The organism is Cypionkella sp. TWP1-2-1b2 (assembly GCF_049896245.1).
Taxonomy (GTDB): domain Bacteria; phylum Pseudomonadota; class Alphaproteobacteria; order Rhodobacterales; family Rhodobacteraceae; genus Cypionkella.
In genome coordinates this window covers 102,505-118,244 of the sequence record NZ_JAFCTX010000001.1, presented here as the reverse complement: position 1 = coordinate 118,244, position 15,740 = coordinate 102,505, and the positions used below count along the sequence as shown (strand labels likewise).

Annotated in this window: 13 protein-coding genes and 1 tRNA gene; 9 read left to right on the top strand and 5 right to left on the bottom strand. The window is 62.3% G+C overall.

Features of this window, described 5'->3' with window-relative positions; translation table 11 throughout:
* Window positions 1–11 precede the first annotated feature (11 nt).
* The gene (locus ACP7AP_RS00635) at window positions 12–2,606 is read right to left on the bottom strand and encodes a cation-translocating P-type ATPase (protein ID WP_426031185.1); all 2,595 of its coding nucleotides are present in this window, start codon (window positions 2,604–2,606) and stop codon (window positions 12–14) included.
* 190 nt (window positions 2,607–2,796) lie between these two features.
* Between ACP7AP_RS00635 and ACP7AP_RS00630 the strand changes: the two genes are divergently transcribed.
* From ACP7AP_RS00630 to ACP7AP_RS00605, 6 genes are all read left to right on the top strand, one after another.
* Entirely contained in the window at window positions 2,797–4,236 is a 1,440-nt protein-coding gene (locus ACP7AP_RS00630; protein WP_426031183.1) for a YfcC family protein, read from the top strand.
* An 8-nt stretch (window positions 4,237–4,244) separates the two neighbouring features.
* Complete coding sequence (locus ACP7AP_RS00625) at window positions 4,245–5,468, top strand: arginine deiminase (protein ID WP_426031181.1); 1,224 nt, start codon at window positions 4,245–4,247, stop codon at window positions 5,466–5,468.
* A gap of 9 nt (window positions 5,469–5,477) precedes the next feature.
* Window positions 5,478–6,479 (top strand): ornithine carbamoyltransferase, encoded by a 1,002-nt coding sequence (gene argF, locus ACP7AP_RS00620; RefSeq protein ID WP_426031179.1) that lies wholly within the window; start codon window positions 5,478–5,480, stop codon window positions 6,477–6,479.
* Between the two features lie 47 nt (window positions 6,480–6,526).
* Window positions 6,527–7,570 carry a carbamate kinase gene (gene arcC, locus ACP7AP_RS00615; protein WP_426031177.1) on the top strand — a complete coding sequence of 348 codons (1,044 nt, stop codon included), beginning with the start codon at window positions 6,527–6,529 and terminating at the stop codon, window positions 7,568–7,570.
* A complete protein-coding gene (locus ACP7AP_RS00610) occupies window positions 7,567–8,604 on the top strand; it encodes a zinc-dependent alcohol dehydrogenase family protein (protein ID WP_426031175.1) in 1,038 nt (345 codons plus the stop codon). The genes arcC and ACP7AP_RS00610 overlap by 4 nt, the downstream gene beginning before the upstream one ends.
* 279 nt (window positions 8,605–8,883) lie before the next feature.
* On the top strand, window positions 8,884–9,123 hold the full coding sequence (locus ACP7AP_RS00605; protein ID WP_426031173.1) for a hypothetical protein: 240 nt from the start codon (window positions 8,884–8,886) through the stop codon (window positions 9,121–9,123).
* 12 nt (window positions 9,124–9,135) lie between these two features.
* On the opposite strand, the gene ACP7AP_RS00600 is transcribed toward ACP7AP_RS00605, so the two are convergent.
* The 4 genes from ACP7AP_RS00600 to ACP7AP_RS00585 form a co-directional block, all read right to left on the bottom strand.
* On the bottom strand, window positions 9,136–9,492 hold the full coding sequence (locus tag ACP7AP_RS00600; protein ID WP_426031171.1) for a hypothetical protein: 357 nt from the start codon (window positions 9,490–9,492) through the stop codon (window positions 9,136–9,138).
* A complete protein-coding gene (locus ACP7AP_RS00595; RefSeq protein ID WP_426031169.1) occupies window positions 9,489–10,439 on the bottom strand; it encodes a DnaJ C-terminal domain-containing protein in 951 nt (316 codons plus the stop codon). The genes ACP7AP_RS00600 and ACP7AP_RS00595 overlap by 4 nt, the downstream gene beginning before the upstream one ends.
* Window positions 10,440–10,641: 202 nt before the next feature.
* A tRNA-Asn gene (locus tag ACP7AP_RS00590) sits at window positions 10,642–10,716 on the bottom strand.
* A 68-nt stretch (window positions 10,717–10,784) separates the two neighbouring features.
* The gene (locus tag ACP7AP_RS00585) at window positions 10,785–11,654 is read right to left on the bottom strand and encodes an MBL fold metallo-hydrolase (protein WP_426031167.1); all 870 of its coding nucleotides are present in this window, start codon (window positions 11,652–11,654) and stop codon (window positions 10,785–10,787) included.
* A 43-nt stretch (window positions 11,655–11,697) separates the two neighbouring features.
* On the opposite strand from ACP7AP_RS00585, the gene ACP7AP_RS00580 reads away from it, so the two are divergent.
* From ACP7AP_RS00580 to clpX, 3 genes are all read left to right on the top strand, one after another.
* The gene (locus tag ACP7AP_RS00580; RefSeq protein ID WP_426031165.1) at window positions 11,698–13,038 is read left to right on the top strand and encodes an ATP-binding protein; all 1,341 of its coding nucleotides are present in this window, start codon (window positions 11,698–11,700) and stop codon (window positions 13,036–13,038) included.
* Between the two features lie 365 nt (window positions 13,039–13,403).
* Window positions 13,404–14,033, top strand: a complete 630-nt coding sequence (locus ACP7AP_RS00575) for an ATP-dependent Clp protease proteolytic subunit (protein WP_426031163.1) — start codon at window positions 13,404–13,406, stop codon at window positions 14,031–14,033.
* Between the two features lie 168 nt (window positions 14,034–14,201).
* Window positions 14,202–15,467, top strand: a complete 1,266-nt coding sequence (gene clpX, locus ACP7AP_RS00570; RefSeq protein ID WP_426031161.1) for an ATP-dependent Clp protease ATP-binding subunit ClpX — start codon at window positions 14,202–14,204, stop codon at window positions 15,465–15,467.
* Window positions 15,468–15,740: the final 273 nt, after the last annotated feature.

Genomic DNA, 15,740 nt, shown 5'->3' with positions numbered 1-15,740 from the left:
GATTGGTCGTATCACCGGGCAACCTGCGCGCTGCCGCCCCCCGTCAGCGCCGCCTGCCGCCAGAGCGGCTTCAGCATTTCCAAGATCAGCAAAACCAGCACCCCCGCACCCAAGGGCACCACCAACCATTGTGGTTCCAGCGCGCCAAAGCTGAACAGATCGCGGGCAGGGGCCCAGAACACCGTCACCGCCAGCAGCACCGCCACAATGGGCAAGGCCACAGCCAATGCGCGGTTGGGCCGGGTGATTGCGGTGACAATCGACGATGAAATCGAACGGTTGACGAAGATCAGCGCCACCACACACAGCACCAGCGCGTGAAAACTCAGGGCGCGGACCTGATCGGTGTCAAAGCCATAGCCGGGGGCAAGGAACAGGATCGTCGAGACAATACCCAGCACCAACGTGCCTTGCAGCAGACCCCACAGAATCGTCGGCGGCGAAAACAGCGGCTCGGCCACCGGGCGGGGTGGCCGTGTCATCACGTTGTCTTCTTCGGTTTCTGCCTCAAACACCAGCGAACACACCGGGTCGATGACCATCTCCAGAAAGGCGATATGCACCGGGCCGAACAGCAGCGGCATGCCGAACGCCAGCGGGATCAGCGCAAGGCCCGCAATCGGCACATGCACGGCCAGTATGAACGCCATCGCCTTGCGCAGGTTGTCATAAATCCGCCGCCCCAGCCGCACCGTGGTGACGATGGCACCGAAATCATCGTCCAGAAGCACAATCGCTGCGGCCTCGCGCGCGACATCAGTGCCGCGTCCGCCCATCGCCACACCAATATCGGCGGCTTTCAGTGAGGGCGCGTCATTCACCCCGTCGCCCGTCATCGCCACAATCGCACCACTGGCCTGGAAGGCCCGCACGATGCGCAGCTTTTGCTCTGGCTGGATGCGGGCGAAAACGGTGGCGGTCTGCACGGCCATGGCCAGATCGGCGTCGGTCATCGCGCTCAAGGCGGTGCCGTCAATCACCTGATCGCCGCCAATCCCCGCAGCTTGCGCAATCGCCAGCGCGGTGGCCGGATAATCCCCGGTGATCATGATCACTTTGATCCCCGCCGATTTGCATTGCGCAACCGCCGTGGGGACAGACGCGCGCAACGGGTCGGCAAGCCCGACAAGCCCAAGGAAGCGAAACTCGAAATCATGCTGATCGGCGGGCAGGTTTGGCCCTGCAAAGGCCGCTTCGGCGACGCCAAGAATACGCAGACCTTTGGCGGCCATCGCGTCCACGCCTTGCATCATCGCTTGCCGCGCTGTCGCCGACAGATGGCACAGATCGGCAATCGCCTCGGGCGCGCCCTTGGCGGCCACCATATGACCGCCCTTGCCGTCAGCGCGTTCCCACACCTGCGACATCGCCAGTAGTTTGGCCGACAGCGGATAAGATCGGATCAGCTTGCGGCCCTCGCCGGGCAGAGTCTCTCCCTTGCGCAAATCCCTTGATGCCAGCCTGTGAAACGCCTGTTCCATCGGGTCATGCGGCTGGGGTGCCGAGGCCATCACCCCCGCAGCCGCCAGCTCGCGAAAGGCATCTGGCACCGGGTCAGGCCCGATCAGAAACGCTTGGCCATCCGGCAGATGCAGCGCCGCCAGCGTCATGCGGTTTTCGGTCAGCGTGCCGGTTTTGTCGGTGCAGAGGACCGAGGCGGCCCCGAGCGATTCAATCGCCGAGGCCCGGCGCGTCAGCACCCGCGCCTTGGAAATCCGCCATGCCCCCATCGCCATGAACACCGCCAGCACCATCGGGAATTCTTCCGGCAGCATCGCCATACCCACTGCGATACCCGCCAGCACGCCGTCCAGCCAATCGCCGCGCTGCCAGCCGTAAAGCGCCACCACCAACAGCGCCACTGCCCCGCCGATCAGCGCAAAAGCCAGCACCAAGCGCCGCATCTGGCGTTGCAAATGCGGCGTGCCGGTTTCCAACTGGTCTAGTGCCGTGCCGATCTTGCCGATTTCACTGCGCGCCCCTGTGGCGGTGATCTCGGCCAACCCCTGACCCCGCACGATCAGCGTGCCCGAAAACACCTGAGGTTGATCTTCACCCCCCGGACGAGCATTGGCCGCCGCAGCGCCCACCGCCTTGCGCACCGGCACCGCCTCGCCGGTCAGCAGGGATTCGTCGGCCGAAAGATCTGCCGCTTGCAACAGCCGCGCGTCGGCGGGCACGCGGTCGCCCTCGGCCAGCACGATCAGATCGCCGCGCACCACATCACTGCCCGCGATGCGCAGCCGTTCGCCGCCGCGTATCACCAGCGCGCGCGGGCTGGTCAGATCGCGCAGCGCATCAAGCACACGTTCGGTGCGCGCCTCTTGCACAGCGGTGATGGTGATCGACATGCAGGCAAAGGCGAGCAGGATCAGCGCCTCGGCCCGGCTGCCCAGCAACAGATAGACCACGCCACCGCCCAGCAGCAGCGCCAGCATCGGTTCGCGCAGCACGTTCAGGATGATCCGCAACGGCGAGCGGCGCTTGGCGCGCGGCAGGGCATTGGGGCCATCGGCGGTCAGGCGGCTCGCGGCCTGAGCAAGGGAAAGCCCCGGTAAAGCGGTGGGGCTTGGCAAAGGCGCGGGGTTTGGCAGGGCGCTGTCCATGGATCGTCTCCGCTAAGGGCGGCCACCGACGCATCGGACAAAGGCGGCATCGCGGTGATCCATGCGCGTTTTTTGCAAGGCTGGCATTGATCTGCATCAGGGCGGGCCGGGATCAGCGGCTCTATGGCTGAGTGCAGCGTCCCAGACCTGCCGTCCGGTGAGGTGCTGCAACCGCAAAAGGGGCGACACCGTGCCACTGACACCTGAACCTGCGCCAGTTTCTACTTCGGGGCTGCGGTTTCCGTCCGCCTTCACCATCCTGTTCGCGCTGATCGTTCTGGTGGCGGCGCTGACCTGGATCATCCCGGCGGGGCAATACGCCCGCGTCGCTTCGGAAGCCTTGGGCAAGGATGTTCCGGTTGCTGGAAGTTATGCGCTGACCGATGCAAATCCGCAGGGCGTGTTCGACGTGATCCTCGCCCCGATCGCCGGGTTTTATGATCCCGACAGCTATGCGGCCAACGCCATCGACGTGTCGCTGTTCGTGCTGATCATCGGTGGCTTTATCGGGGTGGTGACGGCGACGGGCGCGATTGATGCAGGTATTGCGCGGGCCATGGTCAAGCTGAAGGGCCGCGAGAACTGGATGATCCCGTTTCTGATGGCGCTGTTTGCGCTGGGCGGCACCACTTACGGCATGGCTGAAGAAACGCTGGCGTTTTACGTTCTGCTGATCCCGGTGATGATTGCGGCGGGCTATGACGCGGTGGTGGCGGTGGCGGTGATCCTGCTGGGCGCGGGGGTTGGCGTGCTCGGCTCTACCATCAACGCGTTTTCCACGGTGATCGCGTCGGATGCAGCGGGGGTGACCTTTGCCGATGGGCTGGCCCTGCGGCTGATCATACTGGGGCTGTGCTGGCTGATCACGGTGGCGTTCGTGATGCGCTATGCAGCACGGGTGAAGGCGGACCCGTCCAAGTCATTGGTCTATGACAAAAAAGCCGCGAACGAGGCGCATTTTCTGGGTGGCAAACCCGCAGCGGGAGCCACGTTCACCGGGTTGCATCAGATTGTCCTGATCCTGTTCGCGCTAAGTTTTGCGGTGATGATCTGGGGCGTCTCCAGCCAGGGTTGGTGGATGGCGCAGATGTCGGGGTTGTTCCTGATCGCTGCCATTCTCATCGGCCTGATCGCGCGTCTGGGAGAGGCCCGGCTGGTCGAGGCCTTCCTGAACGGCGCGCGTGATCTGCTGGGGGTGGCGCTGATCATCGGTCTGGCGCGCGGCATCGTGGTGGTGATGGACGCAGGCCGGATCACCGATACCATCCTGCACGCGGCGGAAATCTCGGTCGCAGGTTTGCCAAAGGTCGCCTTCATCAACGTGATCTACTGGATCGAGGTGGGCATGTCGTTCCTTGTGCCTTCCACCTCGGGCCTTGCCGTGTTGTCGATGCCGATCCTTGCCCCGGTCGCCGATTTCGCCGGGGTGCAGCGTGAACTGGTCGTCACCGCCTTTGCCACCGGCAGCGGCATCGTCAACCTGATCACGCCCACATCCGCCGTGGTCATGGGCGGCCTCGCCATTGGCCGGGTGCCCTATGAGCGCTGGCTGCGCTTCATCGCACCGCTGCTGGCAGCCCTGACCGTGATCATCATGGCGGCGCTTAGCCTCGCCGTCGTTATTGGATAGGAAACCGCATGGCACTCACCTATGGCGTTCATTCCGAAGCAGGCTTGTTGCGCCGCGTCATGGTGCATCGCCCTGGCACCGAGATGGCGCGGCTGACGCCGGAAAACCGTGAAGAACTGCTGTTCGACGATGTGATCTGGGTGAAACAGGCGCGGGTCGAACATATGACCTTCTGCGATGTATTGCGCGAGCGCGGCGTCGAGGTGGTGTTTCTGCGCGCCCTGCTGACCGAAACCCTGCGCGATATGGAAGCCCGCAGATGGCTGCTGTCGGCGCGGATCAATGACAATACCGTCGGGGTTGGTCTGTCGGATGATCTGTTCGCCTGCCTGATGGAGATGGAGGCGGACACGCTGTCCTCGATCCTGATCGGCGGCATGAACCGGGCTGAATTGCCGATCCCGCGCGCTGGTGTGCTGATCCCGATGCTGCGCCCGCAAGATTTTGTACTGGCCCCGCTGCCGAACCATATCTTCACCCGTGACACCACCTGCTGGATCTACGGCGGTGTCACGCTGAACCCGATGCACTGGGCGGCGCGGCGGCTGGAGACGCTGAACCTTGCGGCGATCTACAGGTTCCACCCCGATTTCAAGGATGCAGGCTTTCCGATCTGGTGGGGCGATCCGCTGCAAGATCACGGCCCCGCTACGCTGGAAGGCGGCGATGTGATGCCCGTTGGCAATGGCGTGGTGTTGATCGGCATGGGCGAACGCAGCACGCCGCAGGCGGTGGGGCAGGTGGCGCGGGCGTTGTTTGCGCAGGGTGCCGCGAGCCGGGTGATCGCCTGCCAATTCCCGCGCAGCCGATCTGCGATGCATCTGGATACGGTGTTCACCTTCTGTGACCGCGATCTGGTGACGGTGTTTGCCGAAGTCACCGATGCGATCCAAAGCTATTCTTTGCGCCCCGGCAAGGCAGGCAAGATCGACGTCACCGAGGAAACCCAGCCGTTTCTGGCCGTTGTGGCCGAGGCTTTGGGCCTGAAAACCCTCCGCACGGTGCCCACCGGCGGCGATGCTTACGAGTCGCAGCGCGAGCAATGGGACGATGCCAACAACCTCTTGTGCCTCAGCCCCGGCGTGGTGGTCGGCTATGAACGCAACACCCATTCCAACACCCTTTTGCGCAAGGCGGGCGTCGAGGTGATCACCATTCCGGGGGCCGAATTGGGTCGGGGCAGGGGTGGCTCGCATTGCATGACCTGCCCGCTGATCCGCGACGCGGTATAGGAGGATAATATGCCCGAAAACCTGCATGGCCGCAGTTTCCTGAAGCTGCTCGATTTTACCCCCGGCGAGGTTCGCCACCTGTTGCAGCTTGCCGCCAGTCTTAAGGCGGCGAAGGCGGCGGGCACCGAACAGCCACGGCTTCGCGGCAAAAACATCGCGCTGATCTTTGAGAAAGACAGCACCCGCACAAGGTCCGGCTTTGAGGTGGCGGCCTATGATCAGGGCGCGCATGTCACCTACATTGGCCCCGCTGGCAGCCATATCGGCCATAAGGAAAGCATGCAGGACACCGCCCGCGTGCTGGGGCGGTTCTATGATGGCATCGAATATCGCGGCTTCGCGCAGAAGGATGCCGAGACGCTGGCCAAGTTCTCAGGCGTGCCAGTCTACAACGGGTTGACCGATGATTTCCACCCGACGCAGGTGCTGGCCGATCTGATGACGATGCACGAATTCACCCATAAGCATCTGTCGGATATCAGTTTTTGCTTCATGGGTGATGTCGGCGGCAATATGGCCGCGTCGCTGATGGTGGGGGCGGCGCTGATCGGGATGGATATCCGGCTTTGCGGCCCGCAAAGCCTGGCGCCAGATCAGGTACTGCTGAAACACTGCGAAGCCATCGCAAAGGTTAACGGCGGGCAGATCACCCTGACCGAGGATGTGGCGCAGGCGGTCAAGCACTGCGATTTCATCTACACCGATGTTTGGGTCTCGATGGGCGAGCCGGATACGGTTTGGGCCGAGCGGATCAAGCTGCTGACCCCCTACCGCGTCACCGCCGCCGTGATGGCCGCCACTGGCAACCCGCACAGCAAATTCATGCATTGCCTGCCTGCCTTCCACAACCGCGATACCGAAGTGGGCGAGGCGACATTCCAAGCCCATGGCATCGACTGCATGGAGGTGACGGATGAGGTGTTCTGCTCGCGGGCTTCGGTGGTGTTCGATCAGGCGGAAAACCGGATGCATACGATCAAGGCGGTGCTTGTCGCCACCTTGGGCCAGTAAGATTGGGCCAGTAGAATTGGCCGAATAAAATGGAAAGGAGCCTGAACATGCGCATCGTTGTAGCCCTTGGCGGCAATGCCCTGCTGAAACACGGCGAGCCGATGACCTATCAGGCGCAGCGCACCAATGTGCGGATCGCGGCGCTGGCTTTGGCCGATCTGGCGAAGGATCACCAGATCATCGTGGCGCATGGCAACGGCCCGCAAGTCGGCCTGCTGGCGTTGCAGGCCGCCTCTTACGCGCCGCAAGCCCTGTGGCCGCTGGATGTGCTGGGGGCGGAAACCGAAGGCATGATCGGCTATCTGATCGAGCAGGAGTTGATGAACGCGCTGCCTGCCGGGGTGGAATGTGCAACCTTGCTGACCCGGGTTGAGGTTGACCGCGCCGACCCCGCTTTTGACCAGCCGACCAAACCCATCGGGCCGATCTATTCGGCGGAAGAAGGCAAGCTGATCAAAGCAGAACATTTTTGGTCGATGGTGGCAGACCCCAAGGGCGGGTTGCGCCGGGTGGTGCCCTCACCACTGCCGCAGCGAATTCTGGGGCTGGCGGCGATCAAACTGCTGGTCGAGGCGGGCGTCTGCGTGATCTGCGCCGGGGGCGGCGGTATTCCGGTGGTCCGCAATGCCACAGGCGGTATGGACGGTGTCGAGGCGGTGATCGACAAGGACCGCACGGCGGCTTTGCTGGCGCAGGAACTTCGCGCCGATGCGCTGCTGATGCTGACCGATGTGGTGGCGGTGATGCGCGATTGGGGCCGCCCTGCCGAGGCTGCAATTCGCACGATCACCCCCGATGCGCTGGACAAGATCAGCTTTGCGGCAGGCTCGATGGGCCCCAAAATTGCCGCTGCAAGTACGTTCGTGCGCGCAGGCGGCGCGATGGCAGGGATAGGCACGTTGCAAGATGCCCGCGCCATTCTGGAAGGCCGGGCTGGCACGCAGATCACCGCCGCTTCGGCAACAACCCGCGCAAGCCCCCCGCACCCCAGCAACCCGCAGACCGATCTGGATCAGTGCGGGCCTAACCCGCTTGCGCGACAACCCCTTAAGCGCAGCCCACCGCGCGATACAAAAGGACGCCTGAGATGAAAGCTTTGGTCTATACCGAGAAAGGCAAGATGGCGCTGCAAGACCGCCCCAAGCCCGAAATCATCGACCCCACCGATGCCATCGTGCGGGTAACGAAGACCACGATCTGCGGCACGGATCTGCATATCATCAAGGGTGATGTGCCCAGTTGCGCGCCGGGGCGGATTCTGGGCCATGAAGGCGTTGGCGTCATCGAGCAAGTCGGGCCTGCCGTCACGTCGTTCAAGAAGGGCGACCCTGTGCTGATCTCTTGTGTCAGCGCTTGTGGGAAGTGTGATTATTGCCGTCGCCAGATGTATTCGCATTGCACCACAGGCGGTTGGATATTGGGCAACAAGATCGACGGCACGCAGGCGGAATTCGTCCGCACGCCGCATGCTGACCTCAGCCTCTATCACATTCCCAAAGGCGCTGATGAGGAAGCGCTGGTGATGCTCAGTGACATCCTGCCCACCGGTTTTGAATGTGGCGTGCTGAATGGCAAGATCGCCCCCGGCTCTGCAGTGGCGATTGTGGGCGCGGGGCCGATCGGGCTGGCCGCTTTGCTGACCGCGCAATTCTATTCGCCCGGCCAGATCATCATGATTGACTTGGACGACAACCGCTTGGAGGTTGCCAAAAAGTTTGGCGCGACTGCCACCATCAACAGCGCGGATGGCAAGGCGGTGGCGGCGGTGATGGCGCTGACCGAAGCGCGCGGTGCGGATACGGTGATTGAGGCGGTGGGTATCCCCGCCACGTTCGAGCTGTGTCAGCAGCTGATCGCCCCCGGTGGCATCATCGCAAACATCGGCGTGCATGGCAAAAAGGTCGATCTGCATCTGGAGAGCCTGTGGGACCGCAACATCGCCGTGACCACCCGGCTGGTCGATACCGCGACGATCCCGATGCTGTTCAAGACGGTGGCCGCCAAAAAGATCGACCCGACCTTGCTGATCACCCACCATTTCAAACTCGCCGATATCCTTGAGGCCTATGCCACCTTCGGCAATGCCGCCAAGACCAAGGCGCTGAAAGTGATCATTACGAATTGAGCCGCGCCAGACGGGCTGCAGCCTGCGCGCAAGCGGAGCCCTTATGGCCCAGACAGCGTCATGGCCCAGACAGGCTGTGTCGACATCGGCGCAGGCCACGCACTGGTCAACACGCGCCCGTCAAATTGTCTGCCCGTTGACGCCATTTTGATCAGCGAAGCGTAGGGCAAGCTGATGTTGATCAGTCCGTCACGCATTAACTCTGTCAGACTGGATGAAGTGTCCGCAGCCTTGGCGTCCTTGTCCGGGTCAGCGACCTTAATGGAAAGATAATCTCAGATGGCCCAACCGAACGATGTTTCCGGCACCGCCGCGCTTGCGATTTGTGAATCCCTGCTGCTGGCGCTGAACGACCGCAATATCCTGCCGGAAGCCGAGATCATCGGCATCCTGAAAGACGCAGCGGCGGCACATCATCATGCGCCAAAAGGCGAAAATGGCGTCACTGAATTGCATGCCGCCGTCGCCAAGTTGATCGACGGCATCCTCGCTGGCGGCAATTCGGTGCGCAGGCGGTAGCGGTGCCGCGCCTCAAACTGCAAGCAACCCGATAAAGCGCGCGCCGATACGCGCGCGCAGATCTTGCGGCTCGACCTCCAGCGCCTGCGCCATGGCGCGCAGGTGTTGGCGGGTGCTGTGCAACTGGTCAATCAACCCGATCACCACAGCCAAGGCATCGCCCTCCAGATCGAAATGCTCGGCAAGATCACACAGCAGTGCAAGACGCGCCACATCGACGGCGCGAAACATTGCGCCTTCGGGCGAGGGGTGAGCGGTGATAAGCCCCTCGGCCAGAAACACGCCAAGTTGGGAATGTGACAGGCCTGGCACAGCGGCGAGGGTCTGCGTTTCGTTGAAATAGTGCGTTTCGCTGAAATATTCGATCATTCTGCGGCCTCCTGCATCATCGCCTTGCGCGGATCATCGGCATGGCTTTTGCGCCATTCAGCCAGAAAATCGCAAAGGGCTGCGTCACTGCCGGGTGGCGTCACGATGCGCAATTCGATCAGCGCATCGCCCGCAGGACCGCGCGCGCGCGCAACACCGCGCCCGCGCAGGCGCAAGATACGCCCGCTGTTCGCCCCTTTGGGAATGTTCACACTGACCGGCCCGTCGATGGTCGGCGCGGTCACTTTGCCGCCCAGAACGGCCTCATCTATGGTGATCGGCAGTGTGATCAGAATGTCATCGCCCTCGCGCCGGAACACCGGATGCGCGCGGATCTGCACCGTGACCAGCGGGTCTCCCGCAGGGCCGCCGTCATAGCCCGCGCCGCCGCGCCCACGCAGCCGCAGGCTTTGGCCGTCTTGCATACCTTTGGGGATTTGCACCTCAAGATTGCCGCCTTCGGGCAGGGTGATCCGGGTCTTGCTGCCCAGCACCGCATCCAGGAACGCCACCTCCAGCGTGTAGCGCAGATCGGGGCCGGGTTGCGCGTAGCTGCCATCGCCACCCCGCGCGCGTTGCCGCAGGATATGCGCGAAAATATCAGAGGGATCGCCGAAATCGCCAAACCTCGAAGTTGGCCCCGACCTTTGGCCAAAGCCCTGAGCAAACCCTTGACCGCCCGCATCGGCATGATCGCGGTAATAGGTCCGAGGTGGGCGTTCCGCCCCGGTTGCGTCAATCTCGCCCGCATCAAACCGGGCGCGCAGTGCCGGGTCTTTCAGCAGATCATGCGCTGCAGTGATCACCTTGAACCGCGCCTCGGCCCCGGCATCATCGGGATGCAGATCAGGATGCGCGCTGCGCACCAGCTTGCGGTAAGCCTTCTTGATCTCCGCCGCCGTGGCGGATTTGCTCAAACCAAGGGCTGCATACGGATCGTCGCTCATCTGGTCCCCGAAACGGAATTTTGCCTGAGCCTACAACAGTTCCAGCGATGCACCTTGACCCAGATCAGCCCGGTCCCGCAAACCGGCCTGCCTCACTCACAAAGCCGTGCGAAACTGGCGCTTTAGCTTGTAATATGCGTACGCCGTGCGGACACAAAAAAAATAAGGGGTCAGCTATTTCTAGCTAACCCCTTGATTTTATTGGCTCCGGCGGTAGGGATCGAACCTACGACCAATTGATTAACAGTCAACTGCTCTACCGCTGAGCTACGCCGGAACACAAGGGGTCTATAGCAAGGGTGTTTGGGGGCGTAAAGGGGGGGACGCATAAAAATGCATTGCGGCTCAGATGATTTTGAATTGGGCGTCAGGGCTAAGCGGACCTGTGGAGGTCACGATATTTCTGTCATGCAGATCAATGAGATGCGCAAGAATGTTGCGAGCGGCGGCGGGCAGCAGGGCGGGCGGGGTGTCGGTATATAGCTGTACGGCGAGATCGGTGGGGCGAGCGGGGCCTGCCTGTAGCGCCGTACGGATCGCGGTTTCGCGGGCGCGGCGGTGGGCGGCAAGCGCGGCCAGACGGGTGGCCGGATCGGTGATTGTCTCGCCATGCCCCGGCCAGAAGCGCCGCCATTGCCGTGCAGCCAACAGCTGCAGCGACGCCATATAGGCGCTCATATCACCATCGGGCGGCGAGATCAGCGTGCTGGCCCAGCCCATCACATGGTCGCCGCTGAACAGATCCTGCCCCAGCGCAAAGCACAGATGGCTGCCCATATGGCCGGGGGTATGCAGTGCCTCAATCTGCAAGCCTGCCAGTGTCAGCATCGCGCCATCCGCCACCCGCACATCCGGCACAAAGCCTGCATCGACGCCCTCGCCGCCGCCCTGCAACCCCGCCGCCGCCAACCGTTGCATCACCGCAGAGCGCCCCGCCACAGCGTCGCCAAAGCCGTAGACCTGCGCCCCAGTCACCGTCTTCAACTCCGGCACCAGCGCGGAATGATCCAGATGCGGATGCGTCAGCAGAACAGCCCGCAGCGGTACATCGCCCACTGCTGCAAGCACCGCCGCCAGATGGTCGGGCAGGGCGGGGCCGGGGTCGATCACCACCGCGCCCTCGGGCCCGTGCAGCACGTAAGAGTTGGTGCCAGTCCCGGTCATCGGGCTTGGGTTTGCCGCCCTGATCCGCCACACGCCCTCGGCTACTTGCATCCCGGCCTTCCCATCTTGCCGCATCCCCGCTAATCTTGCTGCTATGCAGCGCCGTCTCAAGCCCTTTCTGCCCCGCAGCCTGTTTGGGCGTGCAGCGCTTATTCTGGTGCTGCCGGTGGTGGTGGTGCAGCTGATCGTCTCGATCGCCTTCATTCAGCGGCATTTTGACGGTGTCACCCGGCAGATGACCGGCGGCGTCAGTATTGAGATCCATTATATCCGCGCTCGTGTCGATGCTGTGGCCGATCTGGCGCAGGCCCAGGACGTTGCGCTCGATCTTGCCCGCGGCCTTGATCTTGGCCTGAAATTCCCGCTGAGCCCGGCTGAAATCCCCAAGACGGACAGCCGCGGATGGTTCGACTATGCCGGTCGCGCCGTCGCCCTGACGCTGTATGAGCGGCTGTCTGGCGTGCGCGCGGTCGATCTCACCACCAATCCCTTGGTGGTGCAGGTCTATCTGGATACCAACAAAGGTCCGATCCGGTTTGAGATAAAACGCTCGCGCATCTCGGCCAGCAACCCGCATCAGCTGCTGGTCTGGATGGTGTTCACCTCGGCGCTGATGACCTTCATCGCCTATATATTTCTGCGCAACCAACTCAGCCCGATCACAAGACTTGCCCGCGCCTCGGACGCCTTCGGCAAGGGCCAGACCGTGCCCTATTCCCCGCGCGGTGCCACCGAGGTGCGCGCCGCTGGCAATGCCTTTCTGAACATGCGCGCCCGGATTGAGCGCCAGATCGAAAGCCGCACCCAGATGCTGTCCGGCGTCAGCCATGATCTGCGCACGCCGCTGACCCGGCTGAAACTCGGCCTGTCTTTCCTGCCCGAAGACGACGACACCCGCGCGCTGCAACAGGATGTCGCGGATATGGAGCGCTTGGTCGATGAATTCCTGTCCTTCGCGCGCGGCGACGCGATGGAGGAGGCCGAGCCTGTCAACCCCACCGCTTTGCTGCAACATGTGGCGGATAACGCGCGCCGCATGGGTCAGCCAGTGACGCTGGGCCCCGCCAAATTTGACACAGGCGATGCGCTGGATGTCGCTAAACTACGCCCGCAGGCCATCACCCGGGCGCTGGAGAATCTGATCGGCAATGCGGTGCGCCATGCCAAACATGTCGAGGTCAGCCTGCAAGTCAGCGACCGGGTCTTGCGCTTCATTGTCGAGGATGACGGCCCAGGCATCGCCAAGGACCGCCGCGATGAGGCGCTAGAGCCGTTCAAACGGTTAGACCCCGCGCGCAACCCCAACAAGGGCGGCGGAGTGGGATTGGGCCTGTCGATTGCTTCGGACATCGCCCGCAGCCATGGCGGTGCTTTGCGTTTGGGCGATAGCGAACGGCTGGGGGGCTTGCGGGCAGAAATCAGCGTGGCACGCTGACCCACCGCTCCTTGGCCCTGTCAGGCCTCGTCGCTTGCCTTGATCGCCCACCACAGCGACGCGGCCTGAAAGGGCCAAGGAGCGGCCAAATGTCTGCGCAGAATTTGTATGCGCTCGGCCCGCACAGCAGGGCCACCATGCGCGGGCACCCCCCGTTGAAACGCCGCCGCCGCGTCCTATCTCTGACAAGTTGAAATTTTCGTATTAACCAAATTTTCAGCACATCCGAGCTAAACCGCAACGCAACCCATCGCCGATTGCAGCAATGCGCCCGCCCGCCCTTGCACCCCCCGGCGCGCGCCACTAAGACTCTCGAAAGCATACGGCGTTAAAACAGTTCCACGGACCTAAACAGGCAGGTTTCCATGCGCGATCCAGTTGACCACTACATGAATACCCTTGTGCCGATGGTGGTCGAACAGACCAGCCGCGGCGAACGCGCCTACGATATTTTCAGCCGTATGCTGAAAGAGCGCATCATTTTTTTGTCAGGCCCGGTGCATGACGGCATGTCCAGCCTGATCTGCGCCCAGCTTTTGTTCCTTGAGGCGGAAAATCCGTCAAAGGAAATCTCGATGTATATCAACAGCCCCGGTGGCGTTGTGACCTCTGGTCTGTCAATCTATGACACCATGCAATACATCCGCCCCAAGGTCTCGACCTTGGTGATCGGCCAAGCCGCCTCGATGGGTTCGCTGCTGCTGCAAGCGGGCGAAAAGGGCATGCGCTTCAGCCTGCCGAACAGCCGCGTCATGGTGCACCAGCCCTCGGGCGGCTATCAAGGCCAAGCGACAGACATCATGATCCACGCGCGCGAAACCGAAAAGCTGAAGCGCCGCCTGAATGAGATCTATGTCAAGCACACCGGCAACGATTATGAGACGGTCGAAGCGGCGCTGGAGCGGGATAATTTCATGTCCGCCGAAGATGCCAAGGCTTGGGGCCTGATCGACGAGATTCTCGAAAGCCGTGGCAAGGCTGACGAAGTGAAATAACCCCGGTGCCCGCGGCTGACACCGGGGGCACTTTCGGCCTGCCCCAGTTGGGCGGGGGCACTTTCGGCCCGCCCACGCAGGGCGGGGGCACTTTCGGATTGTGGAGGTTTGGGCCTTGGCTTACACTTCCCTCAAACGCTCCCTACGGGCGCAGGGCAGAGGACACTCATGGCGAACAATTCCGGCAGCGACAGCAAGAACACGCTCTACTGCTCCTTTTGCGGCAAAAGCCAGCATGAGGTGCGCAAGCTGATCGCCGGCCCGACGGTTTTCATCTGTGATGAATGTGTCGAGCTGTGTATGGACATCATCCGCGAGGAAACCAAGACCACGGGGCTGAAAACCACCGATGGCGTGCCAACGCCGCGTGATATCTGCAAGGTTCTGGACGATTATGTCATAGGGCAAGTCCACGCCAAGCGCGTGCTCTCGGTCGCGGTGCACAACCACTACAAGCGACTGAACCACGCCAGCAAAACCGACATTGAACTGTCGAAATCCAACATCCTGCTGATCGGCCCGACGGGTTGCGGCAAGACTTTGCTGGCGCAAACTTTGGCCCGCATCTTGGATGTGCCGTTCACCATGGCCGATGCGACGACCCTGACCGAGGCGGGCTATGTCGGCGAAGATGTCGAAAACATCATCCTGAAACTGCTGCAAGCTTCGGAATATAACGTTGAACGCGCCCAACGCGGCATCGTTTACATCGACGAGGTCGACAAGATCACCCGCAAGTCGGACAACCCCTCGATCACCCGCGATGTGTCGGGCGAGGGCGTGCAGCAGGCGCTTTTGAAGATCATGGAAGGCACCGTGGCTTCGGTGCCGCCGCAGGGCGGGCGCAAGCATCCGCAGCAGGAATTCCTGCAAGTCGATACCACGAATATCCTGTTCATCTGCGGCGGGGCGTTCTCGGGGCTGGAGAAAATCATCGCACAACGCGGCAAAGGCTCGGCCATCGGCTTTGGTGCTGCGGTGAAGGGCCCGGAAGATCGCGGCGCGGGCGAGTTGTTCCAGGAATTGGAGCCGGAGGATCTGCTGAAATTCGGTCTGATCCCGGAATTCGTCGGTCGTCTGCCGGTGATCGCCACCCTGACCGATCTGGATGAGGCCGCGCTGATCACGATTTTGACCGAGCCGAAGAACGCTCTGGTCAAGCAATACCAGCGGCTGTTCGACATCGAAGGCACCAAATTGACCTTCACGCCGGATGCGCTGATCGCCATCGCCAAACGCGCCATCAAGCGCAAAACCGGCGCGCGCGGTTTGCGTTCGATCATGGAAAGCATCCTGCTCAACACCATGTTCGAGCTGCCCGGCATGGATGATGTCGAGGAAGTCGTGGTCAACGAGGAAGCCGTCAACAACGGGGCAGCCCCGCTGTTGGTGCATACCGATGCGAAAAAGAAAGAACCCGCGACTGCAAGCTAAGCCATTGCACGCACAACAGATTAAGCGGCGGGCCAATGGCTCGCCGTTTTGCTTTTAACGTCTTTGTGCCGTCATCTGGCAAAAACAACACGAGTGGCTTACCAATCCCCCCTACATGTTGTGCGCGCAATCCTGCAAAACACAAGTCCATCCCCGCTGGGAAAGCGGCGTTCGGCCTCACCCTGACATCCACGCAGCCCAACCAAACCTCTGGCACCGCTGCGAAACTGCGCCCAAAGTCTTGCCGTGCCCGCCATGCCCCCTAGACCTTTC